Origin of the sequence: Streptomyces sp. AC550_RSS872, assembly GCF_019049285.1 — a bacterium.
In the GTDB taxonomy this organism is placed as follows: Bacteria; Actinomycetota; Actinomycetes; order Streptomycetales; family Streptomycetaceae; genus Streptomyces.
This window is the reverse complement of sequence record NZ_JAGMUL010000128.1, coordinates 1-18,332: the sequence shown is the minus strand read 5'-3', so window position 1 is coordinate 18,332 and position 18,332 is coordinate 1. Positions and strand designations below refer to the sequence as shown.

General features: G+C 70.8%; 14 protein-coding genes. 8 read left to right on the top strand and 6 right to left on the bottom strand.

The window, feature by feature from the left end; all coding sequences use genetic code 11:
• The first annotated feature begins 8 nt into the window (after positions 1 to 8).
• The 7 genes from KUM44_RS35135 to KUM44_RS35105 all read left to right on the top strand — a co-directional run bounded on the left by KUM44_RS35135 (position 9) and on the right by KUM44_RS35105 (position 11,955).
• Complete coding sequence (locus tag KUM44_RS35135) at positions 9 to 782, top strand: ATP-binding cassette domain-containing protein (protein ID WP_217213814.1); 774 nt, start codon at positions 9 to 11, stop codon at positions 780 to 782.
• Positions 776 to 2,080, top strand: coding sequence for a sugar ABC transporter permease (locus KUM44_RS35130; protein ID WP_217213813.1), 1,305 nt, complete (start codon positions 776 to 778; stop codon positions 2,078 to 2,080). Before KUM44_RS35135 ends, KUM44_RS35130 begins: the two co-directional genes overlap by 7 nt.
• 136 nt (positions 2,081 to 2,216) lie before the next feature.
• Complete coding sequence (locus tag KUM44_RS35125) at positions 2,217 to 2,849, top strand: DedA family protein (RefSeq protein WP_217213930.1); 633 nt, start codon at positions 2,217 to 2,219, stop codon at positions 2,847 to 2,849.
• Between the two features lie 189 nt (positions 2,850 to 3,038).
• Positions 3,039 to 8,258, top strand: coding sequence for a family 43 glycosylhydrolase (locus KUM44_RS35120; RefSeq protein ID WP_217213812.1), 5,220 nt, complete (start codon positions 3,039 to 3,041; stop codon positions 8,256 to 8,258).
• Between the two features lie 162 nt (positions 8,259 to 8,420).
• A complete protein-coding gene (locus KUM44_RS35115; protein WP_254390594.1) occupies positions 8,421 to 9,956 on the top strand; it encodes an alpha/beta fold hydrolase in 1,536 nt (511 codons plus the stop codon).
• 285 nt (positions 9,957 to 10,241) lie between these two features.
• Positions 10,242 to 10,601 (top strand): DUF779 domain-containing protein, encoded by a 360-nt coding sequence (locus KUM44_RS35110; RefSeq protein ID WP_217213811.1) that lies wholly within the window; start codon positions 10,242 to 10,244, stop codon positions 10,599 to 10,601.
• 79 nt (positions 10,602 to 10,680) lie between these two features.
• Positions 10,681 to 11,955: a phosphodiester glycosidase family protein gene (locus tag KUM44_RS35105; protein WP_217213810.1), complete on the top strand. Its 1,275-nt coding sequence runs from the start codon at positions 10,681 to 10,683 to the stop codon at positions 11,953 to 11,955.
• 3 nt (positions 11,956 to 11,958) lie between these two features.
• On the opposite strand, the gene KUM44_RS35100 is transcribed toward KUM44_RS35105, so the two are convergent.
• The 6 genes from KUM44_RS35100 to KUM44_RS35075 form a co-directional block, all read right to left on the bottom strand.
• Positions 11,959 to 12,153 (bottom strand): hypothetical protein, encoded by a 195-nt coding sequence (locus KUM44_RS35100; protein WP_217213809.1) that lies wholly within the window; start codon positions 12,151 to 12,153, stop codon positions 11,959 to 11,961.
• 125 nt (positions 12,154 to 12,278) lie between these two features.
• Positions 12,279 to 13,142, bottom strand: coding sequence for a phosphatidylinositol-specific phospholipase C/glycerophosphodiester phosphodiesterase family protein (locus KUM44_RS35095; RefSeq protein WP_217213808.1), 864 nt, complete (start codon positions 13,140 to 13,142; stop codon positions 12,279 to 12,281).
• Positions 13,143 to 13,327: 185 nt separating this feature from the next.
• On the bottom strand, positions 13,328 to 14,404 hold the full coding sequence (locus KUM44_RS35090; protein WP_217213807.1) for an acyl-CoA dehydrogenase family protein: 1,077 nt from the start codon (positions 14,402 to 14,404) through the stop codon (positions 13,328 to 13,330).
• A complete protein-coding gene (locus KUM44_RS35085; RefSeq protein ID WP_217213806.1) occupies positions 14,401 to 15,582 on the bottom strand; it encodes an acyl-CoA dehydrogenase family protein in 1,182 nt (393 codons plus the stop codon). The genes KUM44_RS35090 and KUM44_RS35085 overlap by 4 nt, the downstream gene beginning before the upstream one ends.
• Positions 15,579 to 16,556 carry an NADPH:quinone oxidoreductase family protein gene (locus KUM44_RS35080; protein WP_217213805.1) on the bottom strand — a complete coding sequence of 326 codons (978 nt, stop codon included), beginning with the start codon at positions 16,554 to 16,556 and terminating at the stop codon, positions 15,579 to 15,581. The genes KUM44_RS35085 and KUM44_RS35080 overlap by 4 nt, the downstream gene beginning before the upstream one ends.
• Before the next feature lie 103 nt (positions 16,557 to 16,659).
• On the bottom strand, positions 16,660 to 17,238 hold the full coding sequence (locus tag KUM44_RS35075) for a helix-turn-helix domain-containing protein (protein ID WP_217213804.1): 579 nt from the start codon (positions 17,236 to 17,238) through the stop codon (positions 16,660 to 16,662).
• A 78-nt stretch (positions 17,239 to 17,316) separates the two neighbouring features.
• Here KUM44_RS35075 and KUM44_RS35070 point away from each other — a divergent pair, with 78 nt between their 5' ends.
• Complete coding sequence (locus KUM44_RS35070; protein ID WP_217213803.1) at positions 17,317 to 18,240, top strand: NAD(P)/FAD-dependent oxidoreductase; 924 nt, start codon at positions 17,317 to 17,319, stop codon at positions 18,238 to 18,240.
• Positions 18,241 to 18,332: the final 92 nt, after the last annotated feature.

Below are 18,332 nucleotides of genomic sequence, written 5' to 3'. Positions count from 1 at the left end.
CCGTCTCCGTGTCCGCTCCCCCGCTGCTGGCCCTGCACGGTGTGTGCAAGCGTTACGGCGCCGTCGAGGTCCTCGTGGACATCGAGCTGGAGATCCACGCCGGCCAGGTCGTCGCCCTGCTCGGCGACAACGGGGCCGGCAAGTCCACGCTGATCAAGGTGATCTCCGGGGTCGCCCCCGCGGACAAGGGCGTCATCGAGTGGGAGGGTCGTACGGTCCACATCAGGCGGCCCAACGACGCCCGGGATCTCGGCATCGCCACCGTCTTCCAGGACCTCGCGCTGTGCGGGAACCTCGATGTCGTGGGCAACCTGTTCCTCGGGCGGGAGATCCGCAGGTTCGGGTTCCTCGACGAGATGGAGATGGAGCGCCGCACCTTCCAGCTGCTGCAACAGCTGACCAGGGGCGTCCCGGAGCTGCGCGCCCCGGTCGTGTCGCTCTCCAGCGGTCAGCGGCAGACGGTCGCCATCGCCCGCTCGCTCCTCGGCGACCCGCGGCTGCTCCTGCTGGACGAACCGACCGCGGCGCTGGGGCTCCAGCAGACCACCGAGGTGATGGACCTCGTCGACCAGCTGCGCGACCGCGGCCTGGGCGTGCTGCTCATCAGCCACAACATGGGCGACGTCAAGGCGCTCGCGGACCGGGCCGCCGTGCTGCGGCTCGGGCGCAACAACGGCTTCTTCGACGTGAACACCGCCTCCCAGGAACAGATCATCTCCTCCATCACCGGGGCGACGGAGAACACGCCCCGCCGGCCGGCCCATCAGGAGGCGGGATGGTGAAAGGGACGCGCGACAGGGCGGACGACCCGCAGGCCGACGCCGCCGCACCCACCGCCGAGGCCCGACCGGCGGATCGCGGGCAGACCGTCGCCCGTGCCCTGGAGAGCTGCGCCCGTGCCATGGAGAGCGGGGTCGCCTTCTCCCGGCGCAAGCTGCGGGCCGGCGAGCTGGGCTCCCTCCCCGTCGTCCTCGTCCTCGCCATCGTCTGGATCACCTTCCAGTCCCTCAACGAGAACTTCCTCTCGCCCCGGAACCTGTCCAACCTCAGCGTGGACATCGTGGGCACCGGTCTGATCGCGGTCGGCATCGTCTTCGTACTGCTGCTCGGCGAGCTCGACCTGTCGGTCGGTTCGATCAGCGGACTGGCGGCGGCCGTCTTCGCCGTACTGAACGTGAACAACGGCGTGCCGGAATGGCTCGCACTCATCGTCGCGGTGCTGGCCGGCACAGCGGCGGGCTCCGTGCAGGGGTATTCCTTCGCCAGAACCCGGGTGCCGGCGTTCGTCGTCACCCTCGCGGGGCTGCTCACCTGGAACGGCCTCATGCTCTACATCCTGGGCAGCAGCGGCACGATCAATCTCGACGAGACCGGCCTCGTCGCCGACCTGACCAGCTACTACTTCACCCACGACGCCGTCGCCTACGGTCTGGCGGCGCTCTCCGTGGGCCTCGTCTTCCTGGTGTCCTACCAGGACCGGCGGCGCCGGACGGCCGCCGGCATGCCGCACCGCTCGCTCCAGGTCATCGTGGTGCGCACAGGAGGGCTCGCGGTGATCGCGTTCGTCACCGCCTATCTCCTCAACCGCTTCCAGGGCCTGCCGCTCGCCCTGCTGATCTTCCTGGTGGTGGTCGCCGGTCTCGACATCATCCTGCGCCGCACGCACTACGGACGGCAGGTCTACGCCCTCGGCGGCGGGATCGAGGCGGCCCGTCGCGCCAGCCTCCATGTGACGCGGGTGCAGACCGCGGTGCTCGCGGTGTCGGGCACGATGGCGGCCGTCGGCGGGCTGTTCCTGGCCTCGCGCATCACCTCGGTGAGCCAGAGTTCGGGCTCGGGCGTGCTGCTCCTCAACGCCATCGCGGCGGCCGTCATCGGCGGCACCAGCCTGTTCGGCGGGCGCGGCTCCACCTGGTCGGCGGTGCTCGGCATGCTCGTCATCCAGTCGATCGCCTCCGGCATGGCGATCACGGACACGCCCGCCGCCGTCCAGTTCATGATCACGGGCGGGGTGCTCTTCGCCGCCGTGGTCATCGACGCGCTGTCCCGCCGCTCGCAGGAGGCACATGGCCGGGCCTGACCCGGGTCGCGCCCGCCGGCCTCGGGGGCAGCGACCCGCCTGGGCCAGGAGCTCCTCCGGGGACAGGCGACACCGCCACACGCGGGCGATGCTTGAGGGGAGGGCGGCCGACGAGGACGGTCGGGAGGTGAGGGCGGTGATCGCCGTCAACCCGATGGACAGCGACTCGGTGCTGGCGACCTTCGGTGCCCTCGGGGTCCTCGTGGTGATCTTCGCGGAGTCGGGTCTGCTCGTCGTCGGCTTCTTCCTGCCCGGCGACACCCTGCTCTTCCCGGCGGGCGTGCTGTGCGCGGCCGGCGCCGACCAGGCGCCACGGCTGATGCTGTGGCAGGTGCTGCTGTGCGCGGCGGTCGGGGCCGTGGTCGGGGCCCAGGTCGGCTTCCTGCTCGGACGGCACGGCGGGCGGGCCCTGCTGGCCCGCACCTCCAGACGCCGCGTCCGGGAGGCGGCGGCACGGGCGGAGCAGCTCCTGGCCCGCTACGGCTACGGGAAGGCCCTGGTGATCGGCCGTTTCATCCCGATGGTGCGGACCGTTCTGCACCCGGCGGCCGGTGCGCTCGGCGTGCCCACGCGGACCTTCACCGTCTGGCAGATCGTCGGCGGCCTGCTCTGGTCGACGAGCCTGGTCATGGCCGGATACGCCCTCGGCACCACCGTCCCCGACGCCGACGCCTTCCTGCTGCCGCTGGTCGCCGTCGTCGTCGTGCTCTCCCTGCTGCCCCTGATTCCCGTACTGACCGAGGCGCGCCGCTCCAGGCGCGACCGCTGACGCCCACTCCCCCGGCGACGGGTCCCGCGCGTGCCTGGGAATGCATCGTTCGACGCATCGGACATCGTTCGAAAACCCTTGACGCTGTGCCACACCCCGGCTGACACTCTCGCAACACGACGTCACACAGCCGAAACGGCAGGGTGCCCATGGCCGAGGCCCCGCCATGCCTCAGCAGGGATAATCCATATGCCGTACATCGCACGCGCCCGTGACCGCGTGAGACGCCGGGCGGGCCGACTCGCCGGGCTGACCGCCGCGTCGCTGCTGCTGGGGCTCGCCGCCCCCGTCCTTCCCGCACAGGCCGCCGACACGGCCGAAGCGGCAGCGGTCACCGATGGTCTCGCCCTCTGGTACAAGCTCGACGGCGCCTCCGGCAACACGGTGACCGACGCCTCCGGCCACGGCCGGGACGCCACGGTGAACGGCACCGCGGACTGGTCGAGCACCGGCGAGGGGCTCGCCTTCAACGGCTCCGACACCTACGTCAAGGTGCCGAACGATGTCATGAAGGGCATGGACGCGATCAGCGTCTCGCTGGACGTGCGGATCGACTCCGCGCAGAGCACGCCGTACTTCCTCTACGGCTTCGGCAACTCCAGCGGCGGCAACGGCAACGGCTACCTCTTCACCACCGGCAACTCCCTGCGGACGTCCGTCGCGAGCGGCAACTGGTCGACCGAGCAGACCACCAAGCCCGTCGACTCCCACAACCTCACCCGCGCCGTCTGGAAGCACCTCACCTACACCCAGACCGGCACCACGGGCGTGCTGTACGAGGACGGCGTCGAGGTCGGCCGCAACACGGCCGTCAGCATCACCCCGGGCTCGATCGGCTCCGGCACCACCACCGCCAACTACCTGGGCAGGTCCGTCTACTCGGGCGACAAGCTCTTCAAGGGCCGCATCCGCGACTTCCGGGTCTACGACCGCGCGCTCGACGGCTCCGAGGTCGAGCAACTCGCCCTCCCCGTCGCCACCCGGGGCGTCGCCGACGACAAGGCCGCGCTGAGCCTTGGTGACACCAGCGCCGTCACGGCCGACCTCGACCTGCCGAAGACCGGAACGGCGGGCGGCTCCTCGATCAGCTGGGCCAGCGACAACCCGGGCGTCGTGTCCGAATCCGGCAAGGTGACCCGCCCGGCCGCCGGTCAGCCCGACGCCCACGCCACGCTCACGGCCACCCTGAGCAAGGGCACCGTCACCGACACCAGGACCTTCGAGGTCACGGTGCTCCCCGACTTCGACGACCGGACCGCCGCGGAGCAGGCCGCCGAGGCCCTCACGGTCCACAACCTCGACGACGTACGGGGCAACCTGACCCTCCCGACGACCGGCACCTACGGCACCGCCGTCACCTGGTCCTCCGCGAAGCCGGACGTCGTATCCGCCGACGGCATCGCCCACCGCCCCGCGCACGGCGACGGCGCCACGACGGTCGACCTGACCGCCACCGTCACCAAGGGCGAGGCGAAGGCGTCCCGCGTCTTCACCGCGAAGGTCCCGGAACTGCCCGAGCAGGAGGCCCTCAAGGGCTACATGTTCAGCTACTTCACCGGCGAGGGCACGGCGGACGGCGAGCAGCTCTACGCCGCCCTCAGCAAGGGCAACGACCCGCTGAAGTGGCGGGAGCTGAACGACGGAAAGCCGGTCCTCACCTCCACGCTCGGCGAGAAGGGCCTGCGCGACCCGTTCATCATCCGCTCCCCCGAGGGCGACAAGTTCTACCAGATCGCCACCGACCTCAGGATCTACGGCAACGGCGACTGGGACGCCTCCCAGCGCACCGGCAGCAAGTCCATCATGGTCTGGGAGTCCACCGACCTCGTCCACTGGACGAACCAGCGCCTCGTCAAGGTCTCCCCGGACAGCGCGGGCAACACCTGGGCACCGGAGGCGTTCTACGACGCCCGGCGCGGTGAGTACGTGGTCTTCTGGGCGTCGAAGCTGTACGACAACGAGGCGCACTCCGGCGACACGTACAACCGCATGATGTACGCGACCACCCGCGACTTCCACACCTTCAGCGAGCCCGAGGTCTGGATCGACCGCGGCTACTCCGTCATCGACTCCACGGTGATCCAGCACGACGGGACGTACTTCCGCCTCTCCAAGGACGAGCGGAACAACACCTCCTCCACCCCCAACAGCAAGTTCGTCTTCGAGGAGAAGAGCGACTCCCTGCTGGACCTGTCCTGGGACGCCGTCGCCGAAGGCATCGGCAAGGGCGCGATGAACGCCGCCGAGGGGCCGCTGGTGTTCAAGTCGAACACCGAGGACAAGTGGTACGCGTTCCTGGACGAGTTCGGCGGCCGCGGCTACATCCCCTTCGAGACGACCGACCTCGCCTCCGGCACCTGGACCCCGTCCACCGGCTACGACCTCCCGGCCAAGCCCCGCCACGGAACGGTGCTCCCCGTGACGCAGGCCGAGTACGACCGGTTGCTGCGCGCCTACCAGCCGGACCGGTTGGTGGCGGGCGTCGAGGACGTGACGGTGAAGACGCGGATCGGTGAGGCGCCGGTCCTCCCGGCCACCGTCATCGCCGAGTACGCCGACGGTGTCAGGCGTCCCGTCTCCGTGACCTGGGAGGACGTCCCCGCGTCGAAGTACGCGCAGGCCGGCGCCTTCACCGTGACCGGCAGCCTGCCCGACGGCGCCGCGATACCGGTCCGGGCCGAGGTCACCGTCTCGCAGGAAGGCCCGGACGTCCCGGCCGACCTGCTCCTCCAGTACGACTTCGACGAGACCGGCGGCAACATCGCCCGTGACGCCGGCGGGCACGGCCACCACGGCACCTACGTCCGTACGCCCGACTTCGGCACCGGTGTCGAGGGCGGCTCGTTCAAGATGTCCGGCGCCTCCGATTCGCCGTATGTGAAGATCCCGAACGGCGTGCTGAAGAACGCCGACAGCGTCACCGTCTCGACGTACGCCAAGTGGAAGGGCGGCGACAACTTCCAGTGGCTGTTCGGGCTCGGCCCCGACAGCGACAAGTACCTGTTCGCGACCCCCTCCAACGGCGGCTCCAGCCTCTACTCGGCCATCACCAAGGCGAGTTGGTCGGCGGAGTCGAAGCTGACGGCCGGTTCACGGCTCACGCCCGGCGAGTGGCGGCACGTCACCGTCACCCTCGACGGCTCGACCGGCAGGATGGTCCTCTACGTGGACGGCATCGAGGCGGCCCGCACGACGACCACCATCAAGCCGTCCGAGCTGTACGACGCGAACAAGGACTACTCCGGCTACATCGGCAGGTCGATGTACGCGGCCGACCCGTACTTCGGCGGCGAGGTCGACGACTTCCGCATCTACGACCGGGCCCTGACGGCCGCCGAGGTCATGGAGCTCAGCGGCAACACCGCGGGCATCGCGAAGGCGACGCACCCGGCGCTGAAGGTCGACGCGCTCATCGACAACGCCGGCAGCACGATCACGCTGCCGATGAAGGAGGGCGCCGATCTCACCGCCCTCGCCCCGGAGTTCACCCTCGCCCACGGCGCCGCGATCAGCCCGGCTTCCGGCAGCGTGCAGGACTTCAGCAAGCCTGTGACGTACGAGGTGACCGGCTCCGACGGCAGGAAGCGCACCTGGACGGTCTCGGCGCTCGTCATGAAGAGCCCGGTCCTGTCGGGTCTCAACGCCGACCCGAACATCGTGCGGTTCGGCGACACCTTCTACCTCTACCCGACCACCGACGGCTTCGAGGGCTGGAGCGGCACGCAGTTCAAGGCGTACTCGTCCACCGACCTGGTCCACTGGAAGGACCACGGCGTCATCCTCGACCTCGGTCCGGACGTCTCCTGGGCGGACAGCAGGGCGTGGGCTCCGGCGATCACCGAGAAGGACGGGAAGTACTACTTCTACTTCTGCGCCGACGCCAACATCGGTGTCGCGGTGTCCGACTCGCCGACGGGGCCGTTCAAGGACGCTCTGGGCAAGCCGCTGCTCAAGGCAGGCCAGTACAGCGGCCAGATGATCGATCCGGCCGTGTTCACGGACGACGACGGACAGTCGTATCTCTACTGGGGCAACGGGCGCGCGTACGTGGCGCCCCTGAACGCCGGCATGACCTCCGTCGACACCTCGAAGGTCGAGGACATCACCCCGAGCGGCTACAACGAGGGCACCTTCGTCATCAAGCGCAAGGGCACCTACTACTTCATGTGGTCGGAGAACGACACCCGGGACGAGAACTACCGCGTCGCCTACGCCACCGGCCCCTCCCCCACCGGCCCCTGGACCAAGCACGGTGTGATCCTGGAGAAGGACCTCTCCCTCGGCATCAAGGGTCCCGGCCACCACTCGGTCGTCCATGTCCCGAACACCGACGACTGGTACATCGCCTACCACCGGTTCGCCATCCCGGGCGGCGACGGCACCCATCGCGAAACGACCGTCGACAAGCTGGAGTTCGACGCCGAGGGCCTGATCAAGAAGGTCGTGCCCACGCTCACCGGCATCGACCCGGTGACCGTCGTGCACGCCGGTGCGGACGGCAGCGGGAAGGAAGGCGACGCGATCCCGCTGAAGGGCACCGTCTCCGGTGCGGGCAGCCCGAAGTGGACGGCCGAGGCCGGCGCACCCTGCACGGTCACCGACCCCGAAGCCGCCCGGACCACGATCACCTGCACCGACGACGGCACGTACGAGGTCACCCTGACCGGCGGTCGCAGTAGCGACACGGCCACCGTCGACGTCACCAACGCGGCACCGGCGATCACCTCGGCCACCGGCCCGAAGACCGCCGTGTCGGCCCGTCAGCGCGCCACGCTCACCGCCGACTTCGGCGACGCGGGCACCCGGGACTCCCACACCTGCACGGTCGACTGGAAAGACGGCACCGACCCTGCCGACGGCACGGTCACCGGCGGCGTGTGCCGCGCCGAGCACGTCTACACCCAGGCCGGCATCCACCGTCCGGTGATCACGGTCACCGACGACGACGGCGCCTCGGACCGCAACACGCTCCCGGAACTGATCGTCTACGACCGCGGCGCGGGCCCCGCGCTCGGCGTCGGCGTGATCAGCTCCACGGCCGGTGCCTGTCCGGCCAAGCCGACTGTCACCGGCAAGGCGGCCTTCTCCTTCGCCGTCGCGTACGGCTGGAGCGCCGCCGTCCCCACGGGCAAGGCCACCTTCGACTTCGGCCCGGCCGAGCTGAAGTTCCGCTCCACCGGCTCCGACTGGCTGGTAATCACCGGCCCCCGTGCGGTCTACCAGGGCTCCGGCACAGTCAACGGCAGCGGCGGCTACGGCTTCCGGATCACGGCGACGGACGGCCCGGACACCTTCCGTATCAAGATCTGGAAGAAGTCCACCGGTGACGTCGTCTACGACAACCTCTCCGGCGCGAGGACGACGGGCGTCGTCAAGATCGGTGACATCCCTGGAGGCCGTGAGGGGTAACCCTCAGCCCTGCTCCGGACGTTCCCTGGTCCTGTCCCTGATTCCGGTCCTGAACGGTTGTGGCCACCCTCGGCTCGCTGTGAAGCTCGTCGAGGAGTGGCCACTCCTGTGTTCCGTGGTCCGCGAAGTATCAGGAGTACCAGGAGGAACTCTGTGCAACCGATGACAAAGGGGCTCACCGGGGCGCTCACCGCCGGAGTGATGGCGGTCGGCGCACTGGTGGCCGGCCCGGGCGTGGCGGACGCCGGCACGCCCGACCGCTTACCCGCCGGCCCCTCGGCGACGCCTGTCTCCAGGATCGACTGGAAACCGTGCCCCGACCATCCCACGGCCGAGTGCGGCACCCTCAGGCTGCCCGTCGACTGGGCACACCCGGCGGGCGAGAAGTTCGACATGGCGGTGGCGCGGCGCAAGGCGACCGACCCGGGCCGACGGGTCGGCGCGCTCCTCGTCAATCCGGGCGGGCCGGGCGACTCGGGGGTGGACTTCGCCCTCACTCGCGCGCCCGCCCAGTTCAGCAAGGACCTCCAGGCCAAGTTCGACATCGTCGGCTTCGATCCGCGCGGTGTCGGAGGCAGCCAACCGGTGAAGTGCTCGACGGAACTGCTCGGCCGAGCGCCGTCCCCCTACCCCCGCGACCAGGCGGAGTTCGACCGGCTGGCCGCCTACAACCGGGAGTTGCGCGAGGACTGCCGACGGCACAGCGGCCCGATCTTCGACCACGCCGACACCCTCGGCGTCGTCAGGGACATGGAGGCCCTGCGCAGGTCACTGGGCGAGGAGAAGCTCAACTACTTCGGCCACTCCTACGGCACGCTGATCGGCGAGCAGTACGCGGAACTGTACGGCGACCGGATCCGCGCCATGGCCCTCACCGCGAACATCGACCACAGCCTGGGCACCCGGGACTTCATGGTCTCCTCCGCGGCCGCCGCCGAGGACTCCTTCCACGAGTTCGTGAAGTGGTGCGAGCGCACGCCGTCCTGTGCCTTGCACGGCCGGGACGTCGCCGCCGTCTGGGACGGTCTGCTCGACCGGGCCGACCGGGGCGGGATCCAGGATCCGGAGAACCCCGGTCAGACGCTCTCCGCGAACGACATCAGCCTGTTCGCCTTCCGGTACAAGTTCTACGGCCCGGACCATGACGAACTCGCCGACTACCTGGCCGGACTCGAAGCGCAGACGGGGCGGAGTCCCCGTGCCGAACCACAGCCGGGCACACCGGGGGCGACCGCGGTCAAGGACACCGGGCAGCAGACGCGGACCGAACCCTTCGCGGCGGTGTTCTGCCAGGACTGGCGCATCCGGCCCAAGGACTACCGGGAGTACGCCCGTCTGACCGCGGCCGAACTGCGGGCGGCGCCGCACATGCGTGGCTCACCGCGCGTCCACGCCGCGATGGCGGGATGCGTCGGCTGGCCGGACGAGGTGAACAACCCGCAGCACCGCCTGCGCATCACCGAGGCCCCCGAGATCCTCATGCTGCACTCCCGCCACGACCCGGCGAACAACTACGCGTGGGCGACCAACGTGCACCGGCAGACCCGCGGGACGACCGTGCTGCTGACGTACGAGGGCGCGGGGCACAGCGTCTACGGGCGCAGTGAGTGCACGCGCGCAGCGGTGGACGGCTACCTCACAGCCCTGACGGTTCCCGAGGACGGAAGCAGTTGCCCAGCGGTCGTTCCGGGCGGCTGACCATCGGTGGGAGCGCCTCGTCGGCGCCGTTGAAACCGCGGTGAAACCGAGCGGAAGCCGGCTCCCCGCACGCTGCGAGGCGTCTCCCACCAGCGGAAAGGCCGCCACCATGACCGACGCCCTGCACCTCACCCCCGAACTCGTCGAGGACCCGTCCGCGGCTACGCCGACCTGCGCGCCCGCCCCGACGTCGGCCGCAGCGGTCGGCGCCCAGCAACGGAGCGGAGTAATCAGAGCGAGCGGGTGCAACCCTCTCGCAACGTCGCCCGTGCTGCCCTTGCTGTCATGTATGAAGAGACCCCGCGCGTCGAACTCACCCCCGCGGCCGCCGACCTGCTGCGCCGTCTGCGCGCGACGCACGGACCGCTGATGTTCCACCAGTCCGGCGGCTGCTGCGACGGCAGCGCGCCGATGTGCTACCCGGAGGGCGAGTTCCGCACCGGCGGCTCTGACGTGCTGCTGGCGGAACTCCAGGTCGAGGGGGTGGCGGAGCCGGTGTCGTTCTGGATGTCGCGCAGTCAGTACGAGGCGTGGAGCCACACCCGGCTGATCGTCGACGTGGTCGAGGGCCGGGGCAGCGGCTTCTCGTTGGAGGCACCCGAGGGGGTACGTTTCCTCACCCGTTCTCGCGTCGTCGGCGCCTAGCAACCCCGCAGGTCATCGCCGTCTGGTGCACTTCCCCTGAGTCCTGGGACATTTGACGAGACATCAGGGGGAGCCAGTCGTGACGCGTCGTCAGAAACGGTTCGGGGTCGCCAGAGCGGCCCTCACGCTGCTCACGGCACTCGGCGCGCTGGCCAGTGCGGCCCTGGTCGGGGCGGCACCGGCCGGCGCCGCGCAGGGCACCCCGATCGCGCCCGGTGTCACCTACGACGAGTTCGACATCCCGGCGGCGAAGGGCACGACGCACGCCCACGTCCTCACCGTCGACCTGCGCGATCCGCGCGTGCGCCTCGATCTGCTGCACCCGGGCGCGGTGGCGGCACGGGCCACCGTCTCGCGGCAGGCCATTGCGCAGGGCGCCGTCGCGGGCGTGAACGGTGACTTCTTCAACATCAGCGAGACCCAGCACCCGGGCGTCCAGGCGACCGGCGCGAGCGTGGGACCGGCCGTCGCGCGAGGCCGGGCGCTGAAGGCGGCGGTGCCGAACGGCCAGCGGTTCGGACCCGCTCTGCCGCCCGGCACGAGCACCGAGGACGTGTTCGGCGTGGGCGTCGACCGGCGGGCCCGGATGGACGGCCTCGGCCTCGCCGGCTCGATCCGCACCTCGGAGGGCTCGCTACCGCTGCGCGGGCTCAACCAGTACGCGCTGCCGGTGGGTTCCATCGGGGCGTTCACCGCCCAGTGGGGCGATGCCTCCCGGGTCCGCGCCACCTGCGGCACGGACACCGACCGGGCGGCCCCGTGCAGCACCGACACCTACGAGGTGACGGTCCGCCACGGCCGGGTCGTGTCGGCCGCGGACACTCCCGGACGCGGCCCGATCGCCGCGGGCACGACCGTCCTCGTGGGCCGCGAGGCGGGCGCGCAGCACCTGCGGAAGTTCTTCGCGGGCGAGCGAAGCGAGATGGGGGTCCCCCCGGCCGGAGGCTGGGGGAGGGTGACGGTACGGCACCGGCTGGTGGCGGCGAAGTCACGCGTCCCGTTCCGTTTCGCGCTGGGTGGCTATCCGGTCCTCGACGACGGACAGCCGTTGCCCGGCCTGGACGACAGGGCCTCGGCCGTGCGCACGGCCGTGGGTATCGCGGACGGCGGCCGGCGTCTGCTGCTGCTCGCGCTGGACGGCGCACCCGAGTACCGCACGGGTCTGACCATCGCGGAAGTGGCCTCGGTCATGCGGGAGTTGGGTTCGGTCGACGCCTTCAGCCTGGACGGCGGCGGTTCGTCGACGCTGGTCGCCCGAGCACCGGGAGCGGCGGCGGTCTCCGTGCGGAACCACCCGTCCGACGGCGTGGAACGCCCTGTCCCCAACGGCATCGGGGTCTTCTCCACCGGCTGAGTCTCACGGTCTGAGGCTGCTGACGATGTCCGCCGTGGCCGTCAGGCCGCTGTTGATGGTGGGCGCCATGCTCGTGCTGGCCAGGTAGAAGCCGAGCAGCAGGCACACCAGCGCATGGGTGACCTTCAGTCCGCCGTTGCGCACGAAGATCACCGCAAGGATGAACAGCAGCAGCACCACAGAGATGGAAATGGCCATCGTCAACCTCCTCCGCCACGCCGCCTTGCCCGGTTCACGGCGTTCGGCCGTAAGTGTGGCGTAGCGGGGGGTTCGTCCGGGCGGCTGAGCTGTACTCCGAACGTGTGGTGTCCTGCCGCCAGAGCCTAGGCCGTCCGGCGGGGGTCCAGGAAGGCCTCCAGGCCGGCGAGGTCGTCGGTGTTGAGGAAGTCGACGTCGGCGGCCACCAGTTCGCCCCAGAGGGCGTCGCGGGCGGGCCCGGCCACGTCCGGGGTGGCCCAGAAGCGCACCTTCTGCCCTCGGGAGTGCGCCGCCTGGACGATGCCGCGCAGCTTGCGCCGCTCGGCGTCCGGGAAGGCGCCGACGCCGAGCCAGGTGAAGTTGAGCATCCAGTTGTCGCTGATCAGCGGGACGAAGGAGGTCGGGGCGGAGCTGCCGAGGTCGGCGAGGCGACCGTCGTAGAAGGCCCGGCGAACACTCTGGGCCTCCATCGGCGTGCGGGCCGCACGGTCGCCGGAGATCACGGCGGTGACCGCGCCCGGGAACACCCGGCCGTGGGCGTACGTCGTGAACAGGTGCTTGTAGCGCTTCAGATGCCGGTCGAGTTCGAGGTACGTCGACGCACCCTCGGTCTTGATGTCGATGAGCAACTGGACCGGCCTGCGGTGTCCCCGGTAGACGGAGCCGTGGTTGGCCCTCACGCGGGCGGCCAGCGGGTCGAGGTAGAGGGACTCCAGCGTGCGGGTGGGGTCGAGGTCCTCGGGGGCGTGGGCGACGAGGAGCTGGTCGCCGACGAGGTAGATGTCGGCTTCGAGGCTGCCGAAGCGGTGGTCGAGGGCGTCGAGGAGGGGACGCGGGTGCTCGTAGTCGTTGTGGGCGTGTGCCCGCCACAACGGGCGCGGGCCGTGCCCCCGTTCACCCGCCGGCGCTTGGCCGACGGGCAGGACGACCGTGCCCGCGAGGGCGGCGCCGAGGGTGGTGAGGGCTCTGCGACGGGTGGTGAGGGCCATGCTCTGCCTCCCTGATAGGGCCGGAGGGAACCGCTGTGAGTATGCGATTCCGAAGTGCCCGAACAGCAGAGCTGTGCGGTGAGTTGGCCGGACTGCCGTCGTGTGTTCACTTCGGCCGAGGCGCGCACACCGAAAAGCCCGCCCCAGGTGGGGCGGGCTTTCCGTGTGCTTCGCTCAGGTGTACGTCAGGGAGCCTGGAGGTCGACGAGTTCGGCCAGCGCCGCACGGTGGGCGCCCGCCGTGCCGTAGGCGAGGGAGTCGGCTTTGGCCCGCTTCAGGTAGAGATGGGCAGGGTGCTCCCAGGTCATCCCGATACCGCCGTGCAGCTGCACGGCCTCCTCGGCGGCGTGCACGGCGACGGACGCCGCGTAGGACTGCGCGACGGCCACCGCCACGTCGGCGTCCTCGCCGGTCGCCAGCGCGTCGGCGGCGTTACGCGCGGCCGCGCGCAGGTTGACGACCTCCAGCCACAGCTGGGCGAGCCGGTGCTTGAGGGCCTGGAATCCGCCGACGGGACGGTTGAACTGCTTGCGGTCCTTCAGATAGCGAACCGTCTCGGTCAACGTCCAGTCCGCGAGCCCGAGTTGCTCGGAGGCGAGCAGTCCGGCTCCGGCGCGCAGGGCGCGGCGTACGGCGGGTTCGGCGTCGCCCAGCAGCCGGCCGGGCGCACCGTCCAGGGTGACCGTCGCCACGGGCCGGGTGAGGTCGAGCGACGCCTGCGGGGTGACGGTCACCGCGTCGGCGTCCACCGCGTACAGCCCGCCGTCGTCCGCGGGGACAAGCAGCACATCGGCGGCGGCCGCGTCCGCGACGCCGGTCAACTCCCCGTGCAGACAGCCGCCTTCGTGACGTACGGCCTTGTAGGCGCCGCCGGGACCGACGCTCAGGGCGACCGCGAGGGCGCCGATCCGCCGGCCGGTCGCCAGCTCGGCGAGCAGGCCCCCGTCGGTCTCGCAGGCGAGCAGCGCCTCGGTGGCCACGACGGCGCTGGTCAGATACGGCACCGGAGCGACAGCGCGCCCCAACTCCTCCAGCACGACGGCGACTTCGCGGTGCGTGGCGCCCTGGCCACCCCTGTCCTCCGGGATCAGCAGCCCGGCCAGGCCCATGCCGTCGGCGAGGGCCTTCCAGGCCGCCAGGTCGTGCGGGGTGTCCGACTCGGTGCGGGCGATGACGCCGGGCGCGTCGCAGTGGTCGGAGAGCAGGTCGCGTACGGCGGCCCGCAGCGCTTCCTCCTCCTCCGAGTACAGCAGGTCGGTCATCGGGCCAGGTCCTTCCAGGCGACGTCCTTGTCGGTGCGCGGCTCTGCGGGCAGGCCCAGGACGCGCTCGGCGACGATGTTCAGCAGGACCTCGCTGGTCCCGCCCTCGATGCTGTTGCCCTTGGAGCGCAGATAGCGGTAGCCGGCGTCGCGGCCGGTGAAGTCCACGAGCTCCGGGCGGCGCATGGTCCAGTCGTCGTACAACAGGCCCTCCTCGCCGCGCAGTTCGACCTCCAGGCCGCTGATCTCCTGGTTGAGCCGGGCGAACGCGAGCTTCATGCCGGCGCCCTCGGGGCCGGGCTGGCCGGCGACGAGCTGCTGGCGCAGCCGCTCGCCGGTGAGCCGGGCGACCTCGGCCTCGACCCACAGCTTCAGCAGCCGCTGATGCAGATCGTGGGTGCGCAGTTCGGGCCGCTCGCGCCAGGTCTTGGAGATCGGGCCGATCATGCCGCCCTCGCGGGGCAGCCGCATGCCGCCGATGGCGACGCGTTCGTTGTTCAGCGTGGTCTGCGCGACCCGCCAGCCGTCGCCGATCTCGCCGAGGCGGCGGGAGTCCGGGATGCGGACGTCGGTGAGGAAGACCTCGTTGAACTCGGCCTCACCGGTGATCTGCCGCAGCGGCCGGACCTCGACGCCCGGGTCGGCCATGTCGCAGAGGAAGTAGGTGATGCCCGCGTGCTTGGGCACGTCCGGGTCGGTGCGGGCGATGAGGATGGCCCAGCGGGCGACGTGGGCGCTGGACGTCCACACCTTCTGCCCGTTGACGACCCAGTCGTCGCCCTCCCGTACAGCACGGGTGCCCAGCACGGCCAGGTCGGATCCGGCGCCGGGCTCGCTGAAGAGCTGGCACCAGACCTCCTCGCCGGTCCACAGCGGCCGCAGATAGCGCCGCTTCTGCTCCTCGGTGCCGTAGTGGAGGATCGTCGGGGCGGCCATGCCGAGACCGATCCCGATACGCCGGGGGTCGTTGTCGGGCGCGCCCGCGGCCTCCAGCTCGGCGTCCACCACGGCCTGGAGGGAACGGGGCGCACCGAGTCCGCCGAGGCCCTCCGGGTAGTGCACCCATGCCAGACCCGCGTCGAAGCGGGCGCGCAGGAAGTCCAGTCGGTCGGTGGTGGCCGGAGGGTGGGCGGCCAGCAACTCCGCGGTGCGGCGGCGCAGTTCGGCGGCGTCGGTCATGCCGCTCCTCCTTCGGTGAGCCCCGGGACCACGGCGACGCGCCCGGTGGTGACGCCGTCGGCGACGCGCTGCACGGCGGCCGCGGCACCGCTCAGCGGGACGCGCTCGCTGACCAGCGGCTTGATGGCGCCCCGCGCGGCCAGCTCGGTGAGCTGTTCATGGCAGTGCTGGATCAGCTTCGGGTTCTTGGTGTTGTACAGGCCCCAGTGCAGGCCGAGGATCGAGTAGTTCTTCACCAGGGCGTGGTTGAGCGCCGGACTGGGGATGGAGCCGCTGGCGAAGCCGACGACGACGATCCGGCCCTCGAAGGCGACGACCTTGGCCGACTGGGCGTAGGCCTCGCCGCCGACGGGGTCGTAGATGACGTCGGCGCCCCGGCCGCCGGTGGCCTCCTTGACGGCGCCGATGACGTCCTCGCCACGCCGGTCGATGACGACGTCGCAGCCCAGGTCCCGGGCTACGGCCGCCTTCTCGGCGCCGCCGACGACACCGATGACGGTGGCGCCGGCGGCCTTCCCGAGCTGCACGGCCGCGCTGCCGACCCCTCCGGCGGCAGCGTGGACGAGCAGGGTCTCGCCGGCTTCCAGACCGGCCCGGCGGTGCAGGCCGAACCAGCCGGTCTGGTAGCCGATGTGCAGGGCGGCGGCCTCGGCGTCGTCCAGGGCGTCGGGCGCGGGCAGGACGGCGGCGGCGTCCGCGACGGCGTACTCGGCGAAGCCGCCGTACGGCAAGGCGGGGTTGGCGAGGACGCGGCGCCCGTCCTCGGTCTCGCCGCAGATCTCCACGCCCGGCGTGAACGGCAGCGGCGGCCTGACCTGGTACTGACCCCGGCACAGCAGCGCGTCCGGGAAGTTGATGTTCGCGGCACGTACCTTCAGCAGGACCTGGCCGTCACCGGGCGTGGGCGTCTCGACGTCGTCGAGCCGCATCACCTCGCTCGGCTCGCCGTTCTCGTGCACTTGCCATGCCTGCATGCGGTGCCTCCACGGGGGGACTGCTTCGTCTGACCGGGGTCGGTACGCATACTAAGCGGTCGCTTGTCATCAGGGAACCGTCATTCAGGAACAGTCGCGTGCGTCACGACCGCTTGGGCCGTGCCCGCACATGCATCCGCTCCCCCTGCGGCCCGAACAGACTGAGGAACTCCACCGGCCCCTCCCCCGTCGACCCGAACCAGTGCGGGACCCGGGTGTCGAACTCGGCGGCCTCCCCCGCGGTCAGCACGACGTCGTGATCGCCCAGGACCATCCTCAGCCGCCCCGACATCACGTACAGCCACTCGTAGCCCTCATGGGTCCGCGGCTCCGGCTCGACCTCCTCCGGCGGCACCAGGACCTTGAAGGCCTGAAGCCCGCCGGGCTGCCGGGTGAGCGGCCAGTACGTGCGCCCGTGCCGCCTGATCGGCTCCGCCTTCACCCGGGGGTCGCGCACCGCGGGTGCGGCCACCAGTTCGTCCAGTGCCACCTCGTGCGCCCGCGCGATCGGCAGCAGCAGCTCGAGGCTGGGCTTGCGCAGCCCCGACTCCAGCCGCGAGAGCGTGCTCACCGAGATACCGGTCGCCTCGGAGAGCCCGGCGAGCGTGGCACCCCGCTCCTTCCGGATGCGCCGCAGCCGTGGGCCGACCTCCGCCAGAACGCCGTCCATGTCGTCACTCATGGACGCTATTGCAGTTTCGGCAAACATGTTTGTCAATGCCGCGCCGTTAGGGCGACCGTCTACGTGGAGGTGGTCACCATGACCGAGCAGTACGAAGTCGTAGTCGTCGGAGGCGGCGCGGCGGGCCTGTCCGCCGCCCTCGTCCTGGGCCGCGCCCGGCGCCGCACCCTGGTGATCGACGCGGGCGAACCACGCAACGCGCCCGCCGCGCACATGCAGGGCTATCTGTCCCGGGACGGCATGCCGCCCGCCGAGTTCCTGGCCGTCGGACGCGAGGAGATCGCGCGTTACGGCGTGGAGCTGGTCCAGGACCGGGTGGTGGACGTCGAGCGCGGGGACGACTTCACGGTCACGCTGGCCGACGGCCGGCACGTGCACGCCCGGCGACTGGTCGTCGCCACCGGCCTCGAGGACGAGCTGCCGAACGTCCCCGGCGTCGCCGAACGCTTCGGCAAGGATGTGCTGCACTGCCCGTACTGCCACGGCTGGGAGGTCCGTGACCAGGCGTTCGGCGTGCTCGCGACGACTGTGCTGAGCGTGCACCAGGCGCTGATGGTGTCGCAGTGGTCGAAGGACGTGACCTTCTTCCTGCACGAGGTGGCCGAGTCGGACCTCTCGGACGACGACCTGCGCAGGCTCGCGGCGGCCGGGGTGAAGGTGGTGCCCGGGGAGGTGGCCGGGCTGGCGATCGAGGACGACCGGCTCAAGGGTGTACGCCTGGCGGACGGCACGGAGCACGCACGCGAGGTGCTGTTCGTCGCGCCGCGAGCAGTGCCGCAGACCGGCCTGCTGGAGAAGCTCGGCGCCGAAATGCAGGAGACCCCCTTCGGCTCGTACCCGACGGTCGACCCGACGGGACTGACCTCGGTGCCCGGCGTCTGGGCGGTCGGCAACGCGATGGGATTCTCGGAACAGGTCATCAACGCTGCGGCAGGCGGCTACCGGGCCGGAGCCTTCATCAACGGGGAGCTTCTTTTCACCGACCTCGACGACACGCCCTAGGTGTATTGATCACGAGCGTTGTTAACACTGCCCGGGCTTGATCATGGCGAAGGCCCCCGTGTGTGGTGGAGGTATCGAATCTTCACCGCACG

Excerpts from the sequence above, each read along its gene's own strand:
- KUM44_RS35095 (WP_217213808.1), bottom strand. The coding sequence starts at position 13,142 with ATGGCCCTCACCACCCGTCGCAGAGCCCTCACCACCCTCGGCGCCGCC.
- KUM44_RS35110 (WP_217213811.1), top strand. The coding sequence starts at position 10,242 with ATGTATGAAGAGACCCCGCGCGTCGAACTCACCCCCGCGGCCGCCGAC.
- KUM44_RS35130 (WP_217213813.1), top strand. The coding sequence starts at position 776 with ATGGTGAAAGGGACGCGCGACAGGGCGGACGACCCGCAGGCCGACGCC.
- KUM44_RS35115 (WP_254390594.1), top strand. The coding sequence starts at position 8,421 with ATGACAAAGGGGCTCACCGGGGCGCTCACCGCCGGAGTGATGGCGGTC.
- KUM44_RS35080 (WP_217213805.1), bottom strand. The coding sequence starts at position 16,556 with ATGCAGGCATGGCAAGTGCACGAGAACGGCGAGCCGAGCGAGGTGATG.
- KUM44_RS35090 (WP_217213807.1), bottom strand. The coding sequence starts at position 14,404 with ATGACCGACCTGCTGTACTCGGAGGAGGAGGAAGCGCTGCGGGCCGCC.
- KUM44_RS35075 (WP_217213804.1), bottom strand. The coding sequence starts at position 17,238 with ATGAGTGACGACATGGACGGCGTTCTGGCGGAGGTCGGCCCACGGCTG.
- KUM44_RS35100 (WP_217213809.1), bottom strand. The coding sequence starts at position 12,153 with ATGGCCATTTCCATCTCTGTGGTGCTGCTGCTGTTCATCCTTGCGGTG.
- KUM44_RS35070 (WP_217213803.1), top strand. The coding sequence starts at position 17,317 with ATGACCGAGCAGTACGAAGTCGTAGTCGTCGGAGGCGGCGCGGCGGGC.
- KUM44_RS35120 (WP_217213812.1), top strand. The coding sequence starts at position 3,039 with ATGCCGTACATCGCACGCGCCCGTGACCGCGTGAGACGCCGGGCGGGC.
- KUM44_RS35085 (WP_217213806.1), bottom strand. The coding sequence starts at position 15,582 with ATGACCGACGCCGCCGAACTGCGCCGCCGCACCGCGGAGTTGCTGGCC.